17 protein-coding genes are annotated in these 18,368 nt (G+C 40.7%); 9 read left to right on the top strand and 8 right to left on the bottom strand.

Going from position 1 to position 18,368, the window contains the following annotated elements; translation table 11 throughout:
* The first annotated feature begins 49 nt into the window (after positions 1 to 49).
* The 8 genes from V7L07_RS07925 to V7L07_RS07890 all read left to right on the top strand — a co-directional run bounded on the left by V7L07_RS07925 (position 50) and on the right by V7L07_RS07890 (position 6,864).
* Positions 50 to 304 carry an RNA-binding S4 domain-containing protein gene (locus V7L07_RS07925; RefSeq protein WP_179068896.1) on the top strand — a complete coding sequence of 85 codons (255 nt, stop codon included), beginning with the start codon at positions 50 to 52 and terminating at the stop codon, positions 302 to 304.
* Positions 305 to 351: 47 nt separating this feature from the next.
* Complete coding sequence (arfB, locus tag V7L07_RS07920) at positions 352 to 768, top strand: alternative ribosome rescue aminoacyl-tRNA hydrolase ArfB (RefSeq protein WP_335056607.1); 417 nt, start codon at positions 352 to 354, stop codon at positions 766 to 768.
* Positions 769 to 808: 40 nt separating this feature from the next.
* Positions 809 to 985 carry a hypothetical protein gene (locus V7L07_RS07915; RefSeq protein ID WP_335056605.1) on the top strand — a complete coding sequence of 59 codons (177 nt, stop codon included), beginning with the start codon at positions 809 to 811 and terminating at the stop codon, positions 983 to 985.
* A 649-nt stretch (positions 986 to 1,634) separates the two neighbouring features.
* A complete protein-coding gene (locus V7L07_RS07910; protein ID WP_335056603.1) occupies positions 1,635 to 2,519 on the top strand; it encodes a lipid kinase in 885 nt (294 codons plus the stop codon).
* 143 nt (positions 2,520 to 2,662) lie between these two features.
* Positions 2,663 to 3,268 carry an exopolysaccharide biosynthesis protein gene (locus tag V7L07_RS07905; protein WP_335056601.1) on the top strand — a complete coding sequence of 202 codons (606 nt, stop codon included), beginning with the start codon at positions 2,663 to 2,665 and terminating at the stop codon, positions 3,266 to 3,268.
* 632 nt (positions 3,269 to 3,900) lie between these two features.
* Entirely contained in the window at positions 3,901 to 4,458 is a 558-nt protein-coding gene (locus V7L07_RS07900; protein WP_335056599.1) for a hypothetical protein, read from the top strand.
* Between the two features lie 372 nt (positions 4,459 to 4,830).
* Positions 4,831 to 5,760, top strand: coding sequence for a hypothetical protein (locus V7L07_RS07895; RefSeq protein ID WP_335056597.1), 930 nt, complete (start codon positions 4,831 to 4,833; stop codon positions 5,758 to 5,760).
* Between the two features lie 327 nt (positions 5,761 to 6,087).
* Complete coding sequence (locus V7L07_RS07890) at positions 6,088 to 6,864, top strand: SDR family NAD(P)-dependent oxidoreductase (protein ID WP_335056595.1); 777 nt, start codon at positions 6,088 to 6,090, stop codon at positions 6,862 to 6,864.
* A 55-nt stretch (positions 6,865 to 6,919) separates the two neighbouring features.
* Here V7L07_RS07890 and V7L07_RS07885 read toward each other — a convergent pair whose 3' ends face one another.
* The 8 genes from V7L07_RS07885 to V7L07_RS07850 all read right to left on the bottom strand — a co-directional run bounded on the left by V7L07_RS07885 (position 6,920) and on the right by V7L07_RS07850 (position 14,330).
* Positions 6,920 to 7,699, bottom strand: coding sequence for a photosystem II S4 domain protein (locus V7L07_RS07885; RefSeq protein WP_334697070.1), 780 nt, complete (start codon positions 7,697 to 7,699; stop codon positions 6,920 to 6,922).
* A gap of 108 nt (positions 7,700 to 7,807) precedes the next feature.
* Complete coding sequence (locus tag V7L07_RS07880) at positions 7,808 to 7,954, bottom strand: hypothetical protein (RefSeq protein WP_335056593.1); 147 nt, start codon at positions 7,952 to 7,954, stop codon at positions 7,808 to 7,810.
* Positions 7,955 to 8,085: 131 nt separating this feature from the next.
* Positions 8,086 to 8,595 carry a hypothetical protein gene (locus tag V7L07_RS07875; RefSeq protein ID WP_335056590.1) on the bottom strand — a complete coding sequence of 170 codons (510 nt, stop codon included), beginning with the start codon at positions 8,593 to 8,595 and terminating at the stop codon, positions 8,086 to 8,088.
* Between the two features lie 254 nt (positions 8,596 to 8,849).
* A complete protein-coding gene (locus V7L07_RS07870) occupies positions 8,850 to 9,227 on the bottom strand; it encodes a hypothetical protein (RefSeq protein WP_179066882.1) in 378 nt (125 codons plus the stop codon).
* 165 nt (positions 9,228 to 9,392) lie between these two features.
* On the bottom strand, positions 9,393 to 11,612 hold the full coding sequence (locus tag V7L07_RS07865; RefSeq protein ID WP_335056588.1) for a TolC family protein: 2,220 nt from the start codon (positions 11,610 to 11,612) through the stop codon (positions 9,393 to 9,395).
* Between the two features lie 104 nt (positions 11,613 to 11,716).
* Positions 11,717 to 13,279, bottom strand: a complete 1,563-nt coding sequence (gene kaiC / locus V7L07_RS07860; RefSeq protein WP_335056586.1) for a circadian clock protein KaiC — start codon at positions 13,277 to 13,279, stop codon at positions 11,717 to 11,719.
* 75 nt (positions 13,280 to 13,354) lie between these two features.
* A complete protein-coding gene (gene kaiB / locus V7L07_RS07855) occupies positions 13,355 to 13,669 on the bottom strand; it encodes a circadian clock protein KaiB (protein WP_179066879.1) in 315 nt (104 codons plus the stop codon).
* Positions 13,670 to 13,748: 79 nt separating this feature from the next.
* Positions 13,749 to 14,330, bottom strand: a complete 582-nt coding sequence (locus tag V7L07_RS07850; protein ID WP_335056584.1) for a KaiA family protein — start codon at positions 14,328 to 14,330, stop codon at positions 13,749 to 13,751.
* Positions 14,331 to 14,885: 555 nt separating this feature from the next.
* Between V7L07_RS07850 and V7L07_RS07845 the strand changes: the two genes are divergently transcribed.
* Complete coding sequence (locus tag V7L07_RS07845) at positions 14,886 to 18,227, top strand: ATP-binding protein (RefSeq protein ID WP_442936026.1); 3,342 nt, start codon at positions 14,886 to 14,888, stop codon at positions 18,225 to 18,227.
* The last annotated feature ends 141 nt before the right edge of the window (positions 18,228 to 18,368 follow it).

Genomic DNA, 18,368 nt, shown 5'->3' with positions numbered 1-18,368 from the left:
TACCTTGATAACGCCACGATACAATTAAGATAATGTAGTTTTATTCACGATGAAGAAAATCAGAGACAACACAATTAAGTTAAATCAATTTTTAAAGTTGATGGGTATAGTGCCAACTGGAGGACAAGCCAAGCTAATGATTCAAGGTGGCGATGTCCAAGTAAACGGTATGCTAGAAACCCGACGAGGACGGCGATTAGTACCAGGTGATAAAGTGACAATCCAAGGACAGACTTTAGAGGTGAATTTGAACAATAATGAAGACCAAGACGTAGTAATCGATTTTCCCGAACAAACCGAGTAAAGGATTTTTATCCCAAATTTCAAAGTTCCTCTTTTGCCTTGTGAGTAATGCTACAAATTTCCAACAAAGTTATTATCCCACAGACTGATATTGAAATTACTGCGATTCGCTCGCAAGGAGCAGGAGGCCAAAATGTTAACAAAGTTTCCACTGCGATTCACTTGCGCTTCGATATTGTGGCTTCATCATTACCTGATTATTATAAACAACAGCTTTTAAGGCTCAACGATCGACGTATCACCCAAGAAGGAGTCATTGTTATTAAAGCCCAAGAACATCGAAGTCAAGAGAACAATCGCGAGTCAGCGTTGAGACGACTACAAGAACTCATTCAAAGTGCAGTTGTAGTCACGATAAAACGCAAACCCACCAAACCAACCCGCAGTTCTCAAAGAAAGCGCCTTGACCACAAAATTAAGCGCGGACAGGTTAAATCTAACAGAGGGCGGGTGACAGATGGTTGATTTATCGATTATTTGTAGAAAACATGATGAATAAAAAAAGATGAATAAGACATTACTAAAACTTTTGATATTTGCACTTTTAATCTTGTTTATCATTTCTCCCTTTGCAGCCCTTGCGAGTTTAATGCTTGTAATATTATTTGCAGCATTTTTCTCTTTACTAGGGGACGTATTTCAAGCAATTATTGGTGGCGATACCAACCCGAAAAAGTCATAAAAGTAAAATTCAAAATGAAGATGGGGATTTTTCAAGGTGCGATCGCTTCACCATAGACAATTTACAATCTGTCACAGCAGAAGTTGACATATATAATTTATTCTCGCTCAAACAAACAAAAAATAATTATAATATCGATTACCTATGAGGTTGTATAGGGACTTCCAAATAAAAAAATATCCAATTAACTCTTGTGGGGTGGGCATCCTGCCCGCCCTACAATATTGGATAATTTATTTCTTGGAGTTCCCATAGAATAAGCTGGTTAAGCAACTTATCTTACAAAGCCTGATTTTGTGCAGTTTCACAAAGAATTAATATGATTATTCATAGTATTTATACAAATTTAATCTCTAAATATGTATCTATATTAATGAAAAATATCCCTTTTTTTTGGCATAATATTATTTGACTAATTCCCTATTTTATAAAAATACCTAAAATTAATTCATACAAAGATTAATAATTCTATTTGATGAAGTCTAATAAAAAAGCCATATACAAGGCACTTTCAACCCAGTTAAGAGTTCCCTATTCCCTGCTGTAAGTGGTAACTTCAATCACAGCCTGAACACTTTTTTATAGTCAACTTTAAGCAGAATATATAGATGCGGATAATTGGACATATCAACTACAAAAGGTACTACCCATGAGTTCCCGCGCACTGCTGTTAGTAAATCGTCATGCCCGCCAAGGGCAAAAGGGTCTGTCGGAAGCGATCCAATATCTGAAGACACTCGACTTTGATTTAATTGAAGAGTCTACAGAAGATCCCAAACATCTTGCGGAAGTTATATTTCGCTATCAGTATCAAGTTGACTTAGTAATTATTGGCGGAGGAGATGGTACTCTAAATGCTGCCGTAGATGCTTTAGTTGATACTCAGTTGCCTTTGGGAATTTTGCCACTGGGAACTGCTAACGATTTAGCGAGAACTTTGGGAATCCCGAATTCCCTCAACGAAGCTTGCAAAATTATTGCATATAAAAATTTACACCGCATCGACTTGGGTTGTGTGAATGGCAAGCATTTTTTTAACGTTGCCAGTCTGGGGTTGAGTGTAAAAATTACTCAACGACTTACCAAAGAAGTCAAGCGTCGTTGGGGAATATTTGCTTATGCTGCCACTGCATTGCAAGTAATTTGGGAATCTAGACCTTTTACAGCCGAGATTGCGATTAACGGTGAATCAGTTCACGTCAAAACAGTGCAAATTGCTGTGGGTAACGGCCGCTATTACGGTGGTGGTATGGCTGTGGCTGACGATGCCGCAATAGACGATCAAAGGCTAGACCTTTATAGCTTGGAGATTGAACACTGGTGGCAGATGATATTATTACTACCTGCAATGCGACAAGGGCAACATATACATTGGCAGAGTGTACGCTCTCTTCAAGGTCAAGAAATAGAGGTACATACTCGTAAACCGCGCCCTATCAATACAGATGGTGAAATCACTACTTACACACCTGCTCATTTTCGGGTTATACCTAAAGCTATAGCTGTTTTAGTACCCCCGAAAATCAGGAGTTAGGAGTCATTTAATTTTAGATTTTAGATTTTAGATTTTCCTTCAATCCAAAATTAACAATCTAAAATTGGCAGAGTTAAGAGTTATTCTCCCTCATCTCCCTATCTCCCTGTTAGAAAGTGGGAACTCGCATCAATTCACGCCAAATGCATCTGAGATTTTCTCAAGATATAAAGTCCCTATTGCAACGCCTAGCTGAACAACCGTTAACTCTAGGTGATATTTTGGCAGAAACCTCAGAACGAGGCTTCTGCCTGGTAATTACGTTATTAGTTTTGCCATTTTTATTTCCTATGCCACCGGGATTAACTGGCCCTTTTGGTGGTGCTTGTTTACTATTATCAGGGCAAATGGTTTTAGGGAGGCGATCGCCTTGGCTACCAAAAAGAATCGCTAACTACAAATTTCCTCGTCCCTTCGCCCATTTGCTTTTACAAAATTTAGGGCGTCTTACCAAGGTTTTACAGAAAATTGCCCGCCCCCGATTAGCAAAAATAGCCAATAATCCTTTGATTTGGCGAATTAATGGGTTTTGTATCTCTTTATTAACAGTATTACTAATATTACCAATTCCGTTTACAAATCCCATCCCCACTATAGGTATTTTACTTTTGACTGTTGCCACCATTGAATCTGATGGGTTATTAATTTGCATCAGCTATGGCATTACTGCCCTGATTAGCTTGCTGTTTGGATTTATTGGTTATGCAGTCTGGTTAGCTCCTAGTTTACTGCCATCTATATTTAAATAATAAAAGCCCCCAGCTTTTGACTGAGGGCTGTAATTTATTAGGGTGCATCTACCATTTATTAATCCGCTTCATTGATTGCCATATCCGGGAATATTTAACTAGCATCCAAAGTTATTTTCTTCCAGTCTGAAAAAATATCAGCAATAAAAAAGCCTTCAACTAAAAGCTGAGGGCTTTGATTTAATTAAGGTGCATCTACCATTTATTAATCCGCTTTAGTTATTGCAATATCCGGGAAAATTAGACTCACGACAAAATTATTTCCCGAATTAAACATATATTGAGTAATAAAAAAAAGCCCCCAACTAAAAGCTGAGGGCTGTGATTTAATTAAGGTGCATCTACTATTTATATATCCGCTTTAGTTATTGCTGTATCAGGAAGAATTGAAAAAATAAATGTCTGTAGAATTGATTTTGTTAGCTACAGCAGAAGTACTAACCTCAATCAAGAGCATCTACGGTATTTGACTAGATAATCATTGACTAGCTTCACAGTAATTTTACAAATATCCCAAATTACCTCTGGATACACAAAGTTTCTGTTAATATCTCTAATAGAATATCCGCAATAGTACGAATATAGTTTATTAGTTGGGTATATGACTATAAAAGTTAGACACACCCAACTTGATGAAGCGATCGCAATTTTTATTAGCCCTTGCTAGTCTTAGTATTGTCGGGGGAAGCTTTTTTATGAGAACAACTTTTAGCAGTACTAGTGAGCCTAAAGTCATCACTGATGCCTCACGCTATAGAGAAATTCGTAATCAACTATGGTCTGATAATGACCAAGTAAAACACTTTCCTAATGAGATTCCCGCTGATGCCAAAAACGTTCGCATTGCTTACTCTCCCGAAATTTTGCAGGGGAGTAGTTTTTTTCAAATTAGACTAAAAGAGCCACCAAACAAAATTGAAAAATTACTTTCACAATACAGAAGTAGTGCCAAGCACAAATATAGGGGTGGTAACACAAATGACCACATTAACCAGCCTAACGGTGTGCCGACAACTTTTTTCTACACCAGTGACTCGCCTACAGAATCTTTTCCACCTACTTATGAAATATTGGTATTAAATACAGATGACAAAGGTAGACCTGGTTTCAAGTGGAATCATGGAGATAGCTACGGTGTGGCTATTAATAGTTCTGCCTCAGAAATCATTTATTGGTCTGAAAAATGGTAACTAGCAATTCAAGATGACTTTGAGTCGCCATGAAAATCACTATTGAGAATATCCGACTTGAGAAAAAATTCAGTTTACCCAAGTAGGGAAATCCGCAACGCTCAATTTTTGCTACCACTGATACCAATACCAGGCGACTAGCTCGACTTTCCGCTCAATCCCCATTTAAATCTTAAAAAATCCTTAATCCCTAATCCCCAGTTCCCAATTCCAAGATTTCTGTTATCCATCAGCAAAGATGCCGTTGAGTGTAATTGTATAAGAAGCAAAAAAGGTGAGATGATTCTGTTATACAACAGGAAGTCATGTTACTGGTACAGTTAACAGTGTTCTGTTAAATTCCCAATAAGTTAAGCGAGAGAGGTATGCAAAATGAAAAATTTAGTAAAGAATCTCCTTGATGAACGTACAAAATCAATTATTAGATCATCCGATCTATATCAATCTTTACATAACAAAATGCATTCAAGTAAGCTAGCTGTTGCAGGTAAAAGGCTTGATATTTGTGCTAATGAAGTTGCTATCTATCTGCTTCAGTCTGGTAAAGGAAAATATGCATTGCGTGACAAAATTTGTCTTGAAATTGGAAGTGGGTGGTTATTGACTCATTCGTTAGTATTTTACCTTCTCGGAGCCAAAAAGGTTTATGCAACCGATGTTTACCCATTATTACAACCCGACAACATTTTCAAAGCTGTGTGTAAGTCTGTAGATTGGAGTATCTTAGATAGTCTATCTACATTTGAAGAACGTGAGATTATCCGCTTACGTTTAAATAAACTACTTTCATTAAGAAATTTCTCTGTAGAAGCCTTACAAGACTTGGGTATAGAATACGTTGCTCCAATTGATTTATCTCAACAACTACCTAGCAAAGAAAAAATAGATTTTGTATTTTCCAAATCTGTGTTGGAGCATGTACCAGTTGATGATGTTGTACCACTTTTAGAAAATCTTGTAAGTAGCCTCTCCGGAGATGGCTTTATGTTTCATCTTATTCATTTACTGGATCACAAAAATATAAATGAAAGACCATTTGATTTCTTTGTTTATCAACATGAAGCCTATTCGAGAGAATTACAATCAAGGTGGGGAAATCGAATTCGACGCAGCCAATGGAAACAGATATTTTCTAACCTCAAGCATTTGGACTCTAAATTTGTATTTGAGTGGTCGTGCAAGGACGGAGAATTACCTGAAAAAATAGACTCGTCTATTCAATATATAGATGAAGAAGATTTAAGAATATCCCATATTGGTGTATTTGGAGAATTCGCATCGCTTCCGAAAGTCAAATCTTAGGTAAGGATAAGTTTTGAATAGAGGAAGCAGTCCCTCACTTTATATCTGATACCATTTTTTTGTGAAGTTGCGCTAAACCCTTTTAGCTTCTTTCTTTTTTTGTGTTCTTTTTGACGAGATGCTGCGCGTAGCTTGCTTCGACCTAGTAGTATTAGCCTGCGGTAAATCGCTCCAAGTCTACGTTTTTTTTACACTTAAATATGGTTTAGCGCATCTTCATACAGAATTGGTATGAGTATTACTTTTACACTTTTGGGTATATTACTTTGGGTAGTTAAAACTTATAGTCAGCATAGTTAAGATTTAAAAACTATCTGAATATGTAGAATGCCAACTGCTTTAATTACCGGTGCTTCTAGTGGTATTGGTAAAGCCTTTGCTAAAGAACTAGCTGCACGCAAGACAAATCTTGTACTCGTTGCTCGTTCTGAAGAAAAATTAAGCCAATTAGCTAAACAACTACAAGAACAACACAAAATTCAAGTAGAGGTTATAGTCAAAGACCTCACAGAACCTAATGCAGCTGCTAGTGTATTTGATGTCACCAAAGCAAAGGAATTAACTATTGACTTATTAATCAACAATGCTGGTTTTGGTTACTATGGCGACTTTGCTGAAGGGGATGGAGAAAAACAAGTCAAAATCGTACAATTAAACATTTTGGCATTGGTAGATTTAACCCATAAATTTCTACCCTTGATGCGGCAACGTCGTTCTGGAAGCATTATTAATGTATCTTCTATTACGGCATTTCAACCGATACCATACCTTTCTGTTTATGCTGCCAGTAAAGCTTTTATTCTCAGTTTTAGTGAAGCACTATGGGCAGAGAATTATCAATATGGTGTCCGTATTTTAGTCACTTGTCCTGGACCAATAGAAACAAACTTTTTTGCCGAAGCTAATTTTCCTCCATCACTGGCAAGTAGTACAGATAAAGTATATTCTTCTGAAAAAGTGGTTTGGGAATCTTTAGAGGCTTTAGAAAAAGGCTATCCGACTGTTATTAGTTCTGATACTAACACTCAAATTAGAAGCAAATTATCTCGGCTTGTGCCGCGTAAACTTCTGCTGAATATGTTAGCAAAACACTTTAAAGCTTAAGGAGTTAGAAGTTAAAGAAAGTGATAAATTTAAAATTCCTAACTTTTAACTTTTATTAAATGTATCTTGTTAATTGAACTCGGTAACGATCTTTTTTTGTAACGGCGATTTCCCCAACTTCTAAACGCCCTTTAGAGCGAATGGCGATTAAGTCACCTGATTTGACTTGAGAACTAGCTTGGGTAACTTCCTTCCAATTGACGCGGACATCCCCAGCATCAATGAAATCAACCATTTTGCTACGGGACATGCCAAAACCAGCAGATGCGATCGCATCTAATCGCAAAGAAGCCTCCACAGTAGTTAATTCTTTTTTCTTGGGTTCCCGAACCCTTAATTCAGTTATCTCAATCCGCTGAGTTTTCACAGGAACCGATCGCACCTGTTTCAGACTCATTTCCAAAAATTCCACCAACTCTGGGGCGACAATGGCCTGCGCCCCTCGTTCTCCTAAAACAATCACATCTCCCGTCTTTTCACGAACAATTCCTGTCCCCAACATTGCGCCTAAAAAGTCGCGGTGAGAGGCGGTATCAAACAGGAAATTACCAGCGATTTCTACAGCCACAAGGCTGACTTGAGATTGATCTAAGGGAAGTTCTGAACGAGCGATCGCTATTCTTTGGCGTTCCGCTTGCGGATACCCACCCCACGCTACCAATTGCACTTCTGTTAATCGGTTAAACACCCGTTGAATTTCCACCAATTCTGGAGGAGATAGAAAATCTGTCAAAACCACTTCCCAAGTTTTGATTGCTTGTTCTGCTTGGTCGATTACACGAGCTACACTATCTCGATTTTCAACACCTTTTAAAAGTTCTTCTCGTGGCAACATTCTTAAAAATTATGAGTTATGAATTGAGAATTAATCTGCTATAACTATCTTGATTCTAACTTTTTCAAGCAATTATTGACGCGGCATTTTATCTAGTCTAAAAATCTCTCATGCTTTTCTAGAGATAGTTCCAGCACCCAGAGTTTTAATCCCTATTGCAATTATCCATGAATGGCATGAAAGCGCCGTTGCGATCGCCAGTCCTGAACTGGCAGCTGCTTTTAGTGCCGAAACTAATGAAGTAGCATTAACCAAACCATCTGCTCAGAGTGACGTGTAAACTCCTATGTCAGATAATCCCTCAGAAAATCCAATAGTGGAGAATGTGGAGCCGCCAGAAGTTAAACTGACGGCTTCAGCATTATCTGAGGTTCAATACACAGTGTTCAATACACAGTATTTGTGTCAGCATAACCTTGGATATTTTCTGGATCAAACTGACGTAATATTCTCGTTGCTTGCCGAGTCAGAGTTTCAGAACCTTGAACAGCAACTAAATATTTACCTGCATCTAAGCGATTGCGATAAGGTAAAGCATCACCACCACCTACTAGTAAACCGACTCCACCACCGACAAACACACCACCCATCGCACCACTAACAGCACCCAGCAGTCCACCAATGATGTGATTGCCAACTTCACCCGCCCAGGAAAAAGTATTTAAACCTGTGATGAGGCTGAATGTAAAACCTGCAAAAAAGCCAAATGGTATCAGCCAGGTTGCCATCAATTTTGCTTGCTTTTTAGCTTGGTCTTTGGGATCAATTAAGCCGAACTCATCAGCCGTTTTATACCCCCTCCCCAGGATAGTACTGTTTATGCCTTCTTTTTCTAAGGCTAAGTAAGCAGCTTCGGCTTGAATCCGGTCAGGTAATACGGCAACAAGGTAATTCATTGATTTTACAATTTGTCTAATAGAAGTTTTGCCTTAATTAACAGCGTATCAGTCCTGGTCGAATCAATCTTGTATTGAGTAGGAGTTAGGAGTTAGGAGTTAGGAATTAGGAGGGGCTTTTATTCGTTACTCCCCAACGCTAGCAGGGAAGGGGCTGGGGGTTAGGTCTGTATTGAACTCAACTGCAAACCGCTTAGGCATAGCCCGCCGCAGGCATCGCACAAGCTAGCACAAGTTAAATATATATAGGCTGATCACTTGAGCAAATCTAGTGGCTCACAAAAATTGTTTACGCCTTGCTTGAGGACATATATTAAAACTGGTGCTGCCAAAATCTTAGGAAAGGTTGGCGTTGTTTTTAAATGTTCCATCATCTTTTGAAGAGAAGTATTAAGTAAATCTTCTCGATATTCTTGTTCGCAAATGACGACACGCCATTTTCTAGCTAAAGCATCTAACCACTCGGAATTTGCTCTTTCTGGCTGTTGTCCGGCGCGGATAGCTAGCGTCATCGCTGCATCTTCTAAATCTCCCTCACAGTCTTCAATCAAATCCAGCGCTTCCATATCGCTGGGATCATCTGCCAATTGAGAGCGAAACTGTGCAATCTCTTGAGATGTTACTTTAGTCATGAGTCTTTGACAAGGCGAGCGATCTACCACTCAGTTATGCTATATCATTTCACAAAATTCCTGTTACAAATAGGTTTTTTTTTGACCAAAAAGCCTCATTATTCAATGTAATTATTGGAAAATGAGGCTTTTTGAATTTTTAATTAGGATATAAAGTCAGCAGTTCTAGCGTAATGCTCTGAGGGTAACAGACCGTTGTAACTGAGCTAAAGCGCGATTGTAATCCAAAATCGCTGTGACTCGATTACCTTCAGCTTGTGTGAGGTCGTTTTCAGAGTTAATAACATCAGTTTGAGTGCCTACACCAGCTTGGAATCGCAAACGCGCTAAACGTAGAGCTTCCCTAGCTTGTTCTAAAGCAGTATTAGCGGTTTGAACATTCTCCAAACTAGATTGCTGGGTAGAATAGGCTTGTTCTACCTGAAAGCGAATTTGGTTGCGCTGTTCAGCAAATTGAGTTTCTGCGATCGCAATATTAACTTTTGACTGAGCTGCTCTTGCTCTTGCGGCTCCTCCGTCATACAAACTTAGGGTTGCCCTAACTCCGAATGAATAACCATCAGTAAAGCTGACATTATCATTGAACTGGTCTAGGATGTCGTAGCTACCTACCAAACTAATTTGAGGGCCTAGTTCTGCAAGGGCTTGCCGACGCTGTTGTTCGCTGATATTGCGTTGTGCTAACTGCTGTTGTAGTTCTGGACGATTTTGATAAGCCAACACAATACTTTGTTCTAGTGTGGGATTCCAAAGACCAGCTAATTGTACAGGGTCAGCAGCACTGATATTTATCCCTTGGGGCAAACTGATTCGAGTTGCTAATTGACGACGGGAAATTGTCTGCTGGGATCTAGCATTAGTTAAATTTTGTTGGGCATTTGCTAAATTCACCTGCGATCGCAACACATCAAACCGCGTACCAACCCCAGCCCGCTCTAAAGCTTCTGCATCACGCAAACTCGCCTCAGAGTTGACTACAGCCGATTGGGCAATCCGTACTTGTTCATCGGCTTGTTGCAGATTGTAGTAGTCAGTGGCAACATTCAGACGGATTGTCTCAGACTGAGTTTCTACAGCCAACTCGTTATAACGCACTTGTTCTTCAGCCGCGTTGACGCTAGCTTGCACTCTCCCAGAAGTGTAGATATTATATGAAAGTTGTGCCTGACCAGAAAAAGATGTACCGGGTTTATCTTGCTGAGGGGCAAATGGCCCGTTTAATGCGTCCTGAAGCTGATTACTAGAAGACTGACTACGAGTCAGATCGGTGCTAAGTCCCAGAGTGGGCAACAAAGCAGCTTGCGCCTCGCGTAGAGCCGCTTTATTACGTTCTAGCTCCAATAACGACACCTGGAGATCGTGATTGTTACGCCGTGCTAACTCCAAAGCCTGTGCCAAAGTAATCGGCTGATTCCCCTGAAGTTTCACTTCCTCTGGTTTGGTGGGAAATTGCAGAGGATTTGAGTTAGGAATCAGGTTCTCTGGAATTTGCACCGGACCAGAGGGTGCAGGAGTCACGCTTCCTGGCACATTAGTAGGTTGCACCGAACCCCCCGACGGAATTACGGTTCCTGGCACAGTGGTAGGTTGCACCGAACCCCCCGATGTCGGAACTACAGTTTCCGGTACAGCGGGAGTTGGCGTCGAATCTGTCGGAATCGGGGTATTACTTTGAGCCACGAGGCCAATAGCATTTTGTTGTAAGCAGGTGCTTGAGGCCAGTAGCAAATTAGTCGAGGAGTCAGTTTTGCTTTTTCCTAACTCCTGTGGACACCTCTGCGCTGACAACAGTTTTGCTGTTCCTCCACCTGTGGCTGAAGTTTGTAAAAATGTTTGTAACTGAGTAACAGTATTTATCTTTTGACCCACTGGTGGCTGTGCAGAAGACAGAGACAAAATTTCTTTTTGGACAGAATTGGGTTTTGAAGTATAGTTAGGAACTAGTATCTTCTTTAATTTCTGTCCATTCAGGTCTGAATTACTCTGTTTTTGCTTGCTTTGAGCAAACTGGGTAACATCTGGCTGTTGAGAAGGATTAGAGGTAGGTGTCAGACTTAAAAATCTACCTTCATCTTTCTTCATTGGCAAAACAGTATTGTCAGCCGTAAATGCTGGAATACTGCTATTACTTAAAGGCTTCACACTGAGTTTAGTAAAACCAAAAGTAGGTACTAGGGTTGGAACACTAACATTTGCACTGTTGGGCAGTTGCGTATTCATAGTGTCTACAGCCAAGTGTTGACCATAAGTAGAAGTCAAAACACTAGGAGAAGACGCCAGTTGTACCCCAGTTAATTTCGCAGTACCAGCCCAAGCAGGCTGGGTTGTTAATACCGCTGCCGTTACACCAGGTAAGAAGCTATAAAATAATTGCTGTCCTTTCACCGCATCCCCTCACACGAAAATCAATCTAGCGGCAGAAAACCTTTCTTCACCACAGAATATAGCACGATACTAAACTTAGGAAAGAATATACTACGATACTAAATTTAGGGTTCGGAACTCTGTTTGTCTTCAAAACGTCTAACAATGCGAGAAAGTTCCGCCTTTTCATCGATACTAACGCGAGTAGGAGCACCGCTGATAATCCGTTCGTAGTTTCGGAAAGAATCTTTGATATCTGGCCCGTCAGCAGTAATATTATACTCACGAATGCCCTTATCGTGCCAAGAACCTCTCATTTTAAATACGTTAATTGCCCGCGACATTTCGCCGCGAATTTCTACGTACTGTAACATTAGAATTGTATCGGTAATCGTGGAAATATGAGAGTCAGTAATGGAATGCGCTCCCAGAAATTGGTCGGTTGTGTTAGTAAAGAAACCAGTAATTTCTTCTTGTTTAGCATAACCCGTCACCCCAATTACAAACTGCCGAAATGCATTATTGCTCACTCCTCTAGCTAGTGCCGAAAGGGAATCGATAGCGATGCGAGCAGGTTTGAAGATCGCAATTTCTGATTTAATAATTTGTAGGTGGTCTTCTAAGCCAGTTGATTCGGGATAGGTACAGATGATTTTGAGTAAACCTTGATGCTCTAATTCTTCAAAATCAATTCCCCAAGAAGAAGCATTACGAGATAGTTGAGCCCGTGATTCTTCATAGGCAAATAATATCGCCTGTTCTCCATTGAGACAGCCATCTTGAATAAACTTACTGACTAACAAGGTTTTGCCGGTACCTGTGGCTCCTGTTGCCAAAATGATGGAATCTTTGAAGAAACCACCACCGCACATTTCATCTAAGGTTTTGACACCAGAAGATACTCTGACATTAGAAGATCGTTGAGTTAAGCGCATTGCTCCCAGTGGGAAGATGTTAACTCCTTCATTAGTAATTGTGAAGGGATATTCACCTTTCATGTGAGTTGTACCACGCAACTTGAGAATTTCAATTGTGCGGCGGCGGCGTTCTCCTTCTAAAACGTTGCGAACAATTACTACATTATCAGAAACAAATTCTTCTACTCCGAAAGAGGCAACGGGCCCATATTCTTCACCACGTTCAGTAGTAATTACAGTGGTAACACTCAGCAGTTTGAGACGCGCTACAAGGCGAAAAATCTCGCGTCGTACTACTCCCATTGCTTCATACTGCTGAAATACTGCTGTTATCGAGTCGATGGAAACTCGTTTAGCTTTGTATTTACGAATCGCATATTGCAAGCGCTCAATGAGTGCAGAAAGGTCAAAATTTCCAACTATATCTTGACCTTCCGGATCGGGAGAGGCATCAAGAATAAATAACTTGCCTTCTTCAATTAGACGTGGCAAGTTCCAGCCAAAAATATTGGCATTTTTAATAATATCACTAGGCGATTCTTCAAAGGTAACAAATACTCCAGCTTCATCAAAGTAGGTGATACCGTTATAGAGAAACTGAAGAGAGAATAAAGTTTTACCTGTACCGGAAGTGCCACTAATCAAGGTAGTTCTACCAATTGGTAAACCACCATGACTAATATCGTCAAATCCTTCGATCATCGTCCGAATTTTTTCTAAACCCCCAATTTTCGGTCGTTGCGTTGGTTCTAATTGCTCGTTTTCACTCATTGCTTGATAATAAATTTGTATGAAAACCTGTTTTTTATGAATAAAGTTTGTACTAATTTTTTTATGATTACAATTTTACTCTTCAATATCTTCTTCACTGAGTTCTTCATAGAGTAAATCTAATCCAATCAATACTCTTTCTCTATCTGAAAGATCCCCGATAATTTTGCGAACGGGTGGAGGCAAAATTTTAGATAATGTTGGCGTTGCTAATATCTTATCTTCTTCCGCCAGCTGTGGGCTTTTCAGTACATCGATCACTTTCAAAGCATAAACACCTTCAAACTCCTGTTCTAAAATATCTTTGAGTGTTTTTAAAGCTCTGACTGAATTAGGAGTGTTCCCTGCTACGTAAAGCTTAAGAACATAGGTTTTTCTGAGTTTCTTCATATACTTAATCGCTAGTCATGAGCATAAAAATACAATATCTTTCGCACATCAAGAAAAGTTTAACATTGATGAATTTAATTTATTTAGAAATCGAACTGCGATAGACTTCACATAGGTGAGCTAGGATATCTATCAAGGTTAGACGGTAATCAAGTAGCGTTTCATTGCTCCTTCCTTCTAACTTTAGCTGGTTAGAAAATTCTTCAATTACCTCCATGTGAATTTCGATTATTTGCGGCACAGGAATATTAGCATAAAATATAGTATTGATAAATTTATCAATTTTATCTTTGAGTGTTTTATCTGTGCTAAAATAATCTATAAGAATCAGGCTATAATCCGATTTAAGCTGTCTTAATAATCCTTGCCTTTCTGCTAGAGTCATCTCCTGGAAATGCTGTTGGCTTTTTTGCATCTGACTGGCAAACACATAGACGTACTTGCCAGTGTATGCCTTACTTGGATCTTGTTGCAGCCAATTTGGGAAATAGTTGATGTTTACAGTGGCAGTTGCATCAACGGGTAGGTAAGAAAACTGGGCAATAACCGCATCGAGCAAGTTCCACACCCACGCGACCATTTTTTTTTGGTTGGCTAAGTCAGCTAGATTATCTAAACATTTGTTAACATCAGGTTGCAGAATCAATATCGGTAATAACATCTATTCTTAAATATATTTCTTTGATCGCCCGAACCAATAAAGGTGGGCTGATAAGTTTGGCTAACGGTTTTAGGGTAATACTGGCCACAGTAAAATGGTGATTCCACCCCAAAATAACGCTCTGTGTTAGCAGATAGTGCTAGCCAATCAACAACCTAGTGCCGCAACTGAGTAGTAAGACTTAGTAGGTCTTTGATGATGAGCTATATTTCAGCATAGCAAGACGCAGTAGCTAGTTTATTATTTGCATATCTATGTATATAAATAGATAGACTTTTTGATTTTGCTCCTTGATAAGATACTTAAACGAACTTAAAGGATTGTCGCGTTCTAAATCATTATAATTCCTCAAGGTTCTAAAGCGAATCTTTGGGGTCATAATTGTTTTAACCGTCGCTATCGATGAGGAGTTTAAATACCAGTAAGACACTGGGGAGGCTAGTTGCCAAAAATGAGAAATATGGCCTCTTGAAAAAATGCACTCGTCCGCAAGCAAGTGTCCGTGAAGGGAAATCCCATTGTTTTAATGGCGTTGAAATAACCAGAGTTGCTTATATGAGTCTTCTTAGAGGATATGACTTCAGGCGAAAAGACCATCAACTGGCCGATGGAAATGCCGGAGGGTTCCACAGGAAGAATGACCCCCAAAGCCCTATGTTAATGCTAGATTACCCGCTTTATGACTTTCAGGCAACCGTACCTAGCTGCCCTCAAACAAGTTCTCTGGCAGTGGTGTTGGAGATTTTTGAGCAAGAGCAGTGCGATCGCTTGGTAGTAGTGAATCAACAGCAATGCCCCATCGGATTGCTGTATGCTGCCCGTTTAATCCCAAAATTATTAGCACATAGTGACGATAAAAATCTAAATTTACACCAATCGCTCTCTACCTGGGGTCAAGGTCTAGTTGAGCCAATACAGACAATATTAGCTTCTGAGCGTGTAGAGCAATTGAGCTTGCACTTGGGCGATGCAGCCGAAAAACAGCAGAACTTAGATTGGGCGCTGATTGACTCTGATGGTCGATATTTGGGGCTGCTGGATAGTTCACGCCTGGTGCGATCGCTAGCCAAAGAAGGCATGGCTGGCTTACAAAGCTCAGGTGAGCATCACCATGAGTATGATGCTGGGACAAATGAATCCAAGTCATTAGGACACCAACCACTGGTTCACTTGCTAGAAAGACTGCCTTGGCCTTTGATGTTGCAAACGGGTACTGGCGAAGTGGTCGCGCGAAATCCCGCCTGGTGGCAGCAATTAGGAACCTTAAAAGATCCAGAAGGAGTTAGGCAACAGGTAGAGGCAATACTTATCCCCAACCTCTTGGAAACACCAGAATATGTTACTCAACAAGCAATCAAGGTTCATCCCAATGGCAGGGAGAATGAGCATGGTGAAGAGGAACTGATTCAGCCAGAAGCATTATTAGATACTGGATACAGTCGGTGCTATTTAGATAGTCAAGTGGGTACTTGTACCTGCGTTGTCGAAGTGCAAAATGGTCAAGAGCGAATCTGGCAATTTGCCAAAATTCCCTTAGATAGTCCTGAGTTTTCAGCACGGGCTAAACGCCCCGCTACCGCTAACAGCACTCAGCACTCAACACTCAGCACTGATTTGTGGTTAGTTTTAGCTACTGATGTGACTGAACAGCAACAGCTTTGCAAAGAATTGGCGGCAAAAAATGCCGATTTAATTCAACTCAATCGGTTGAAAGACGAGTTTTTAGCTTGTATTAGTCATGAACTCAAAACTCCCCTAACTGCTGTTTTAGGATTATCGCGCTTGCTGGTGGATCAGCAGTTGGGAGAACTTAACGAGCGTCAAGCCCGTTATGCAGGACTGATTCATCAAAGTGGACGCCACCTGATGAGTGTGGTTAATGATATTTTAGATTTGACCCGAATGGAGACGGGACAAATGGATTTGACGCTGACTCCGGTAAAAATTCGGGCTGTGTGCGATCGCGCCCTATCGGAGGCCAAAGCTATCCACACTCAAACTACTAAAGCGACATCCGCCTCGCCACCTCCAAATGCGCGTTCATCCGCTCCCCAATTCTGCCTTTCCATTGAACTAGGCTTAGATCAAATGGTGGCAGATGAGTTGCGCTTACGCCAGATGCTAGTACACCTACTTTCCAACGCCTTTAAATTCACCGAAATATCTGGCGAAATTGGGTTGCGGGTAAGTCGTTGGGAAGGATGGATTGCCTTTACCGTTTGGGATACAGGCATTGGCATTCCTGAACACCAGCAACACTTAATCTTTCAAAAATTCCAACAACTAGAAAATCCCCTCACCCGCCAATTTGAAGGCACTGGTTTAGGGCTAGTATTAACTCGCGCCTTGGCTCGTCTGCACGGAGGAGATGTCAGCTTTTTATCGCGTGAAGGAAAAGGTAGCCAGTTTACACTACTGCTGCCCCCTAGTCCCCCAAATACAGGCTTTTCTGAACCAGATATGGGAATCAGAGAAAACGAGGAAACACGACACCAACAGACACGGCAAAACCCCGCAGCCGCTCGTCAGTATGTTAGTACGCCCACACAGCATCATCACGCTAGTTCGCAACGGCTGGTTTTGGTAGTCGAGGCAGTAGCCAGATATATTGAAGACTTGACCGAACAACTCAAAGGTTTAGGATATCGGGTAGTGATTGCGCGATCGGGGACAGAAGCAGTCGAAAAAGCTCGGCGCTTGCAACCAATAGCGATATTTTTGAATCCATTGCTACCCCTACTATCAGGTTGGGATGTGCTGACTTTACTAAAATCTGACACCGCAACCCGTCATATATCTGTAATTGTGACAGCGACGGGAGCCGAAAAGGAGCAAGCATTTGCTAATCGAGCCGATGGTTTCTTAAGTTTGCCAGTTGAGCATCAGGTATTAGCACCAGTTCTCGAAAAATTATGTACTGTACAAGCAGTTGGGCAGCAAGGGTTAAACAACGATGCAATTACCCCAACAAAAACCCCACTGCGAATTCTCAGGTTGGTAAATCCCCAGTTGGAATCAGTTAATCCCCACCCTTCACTTCGAGAACATCGGGTGATTGAAGTAGATGACCTAGATCAGGCAGAACTTCTGGCGCGGGTATGGCAGTTTGATGTCATTTTGCTTGATGTCGAAAGTACCACAGCCCAAATTTATCTGCAAGAACTAATTGGACACCCGCGTTTAGCGGCTATACCATTGGTTACTTGCGATGTCGCAACCACGTTAATAGCTTCTAAGATACCAGGGCTATCTGTATTTCCTTACTTAACACCATTTGCGAAAGATAACAGCAATCGCACCGAGAAAACAGATGCCTTACTATCAGTACTGCAAATTGCTTCTGGGATTTGCTGCCCTCCTAACATCTTGGTAGTGGATTTGACAATGCTGCGTGATTTTCCCCAGGTAAGACGCAAGCCAGCGAAGGGTTATCGGACTGAAAAAAATTGCTCAATTAGTAGTGAAACTGCGGAACGGGGTTCTGAGTGGTTCCAAGCTTTAATTCAGTATCTACAAACAGCAGGCTTCAAAGCGGCGATGAGTCCTTGTTGGGCAGAAGTGTTACAACAAATTCGCCACCAAAGCGTTGACTTACTGCTAATTTGTTTAGGAGAATCTGCTATCCACAAAGATGTACTCAAAGCACTGAAAACATTAGGAGATTCGCCGTTAAAGCTACCACCAATTTTGGTACTAAATCAGCGATTAAATCGTCCAGAAACTAGCTTCCAGTCTGGGGTAGCTTATCAGGAGCAGAAGAAGAATGGTTTGGAACCGATAGAAACTGTTGTTGGTGCGATCGCTACCCAAATATTACCGCGATCGATATCAATGGAAGACCTCTTAAATCAGATCAATCAAGCTTTAGCTGTCAACGGTTACAATGGCAAATGTTAATAGGGATTGGGTACTGGGTACTGGGTACTGGGTACTGGGTACTGGGTACTGGGGAAGAAATTCTTTTAAGATTACTTAGGATATAAATCTACAAACTTATCTTTCCTAATCCCCAATCCCCAATCCCTAATCCCCAATCCC

The organism is Nostoc sp. (assembly GCF_036916985.1).
Taxonomy (GTDB): domain Bacteria; phylum Cyanobacteriota; class Cyanobacteriia; order Cyanobacteriales; family Nostocaceae; genus Nostoc.
This window is presented reverse-complemented; position numbering and strand designations above follow the sequence as displayed.

Bases quoted from the DNA above. Each gene is read 5' to 3' on its own strand.
- V7L07_RS07895 (WP_335056597.1), top strand. From the start codon at position 4,831: ATGAAAAATTTAGTAAAGAATCTCCTTGATGAACGTACAAAATCAATT.
- V7L07_RS07915 (WP_335056605.1), top strand. From the start codon at position 809: ATGAATAAGACATTACTAAAACTTTTGATATTTGCACTTTTAATCTTG.
- V7L07_RS07910 (WP_335056603.1), top strand. From the start codon at position 1,635: ATGAGTTCCCGCGCACTGCTGTTAGTAAATCGTCATGCCCGCCAAGGG.
- kaiB (WP_179066879.1), bottom strand. From the start codon at position 13,669: ATGAAGAAACTCAGAAAAACCTATGTTCTTAAGCTTTACGTAGCAGGG.
- V7L07_RS07900 (WP_335056599.1), top strand. From the start codon at position 3,901: ATGAAGCGATCGCAATTTTTATTAGCCCTTGCTAGTCTTAGTATTGTC.
- V7L07_RS07890 (WP_335056595.1), top strand. From the start codon at position 6,088: ATGCCAACTGCTTTAATTACCGGTGCTTCTAGTGGTATTGGTAAAGCC.
- V7L07_RS07845 (WP_442936026.1), top strand. From the start codon at position 14,886: ATGAGTCTTCTTAGAGGATATGACTTCAGGCGAAAAGACCATCAACTG.
- kaiC (WP_335056586.1), bottom strand. From the start codon at position 13,279: ATGAGTGAAAACGAGCAATTAGAACCAACGCAACGACCGAAAATTGGG.
- arfB (WP_335056607.1), top strand. From the start codon at position 352: ATGCTACAAATTTCCAACAAAGTTATTATCCCACAGACTGATATTGAA.
- V7L07_RS07850 (WP_335056584.1), bottom strand. From the start codon at position 14,330: ATGTTATTACCGATATTGATTCTGCAACCTGATGTTAACAAATGTTTA.
- V7L07_RS07875 (WP_335056590.1), bottom strand. From the start codon at position 8,595: ATGAATTACCTTGTTGCCGTATTACCTGACCGGATTCAAGCCGAAGCT.
- V7L07_RS07925 (WP_179068896.1), top strand. From the start codon at position 50: ATGAAGAAAATCAGAGACAACACAATTAAGTTAAATCAATTTTTAAAG.
- V7L07_RS07905 (WP_335056601.1), top strand. From the start codon at position 2,663: ATGCATCTGAGATTTTCTCAAGATATAAAGTCCCTATTGCAACGCCTA.
- V7L07_RS07885 (WP_334697070.1), bottom strand. From the start codon at position 7,699: ATGTTGCCACGAGAAGAACTTTTAAAAGGTGTTGAAAATCGAGATAGT.
- V7L07_RS07870 (WP_179066882.1), bottom strand. From the start codon at position 9,227: ATGACTAAAGTAACATCTCAAGAGATTGCACAGTTTCGCTCTCAATTG.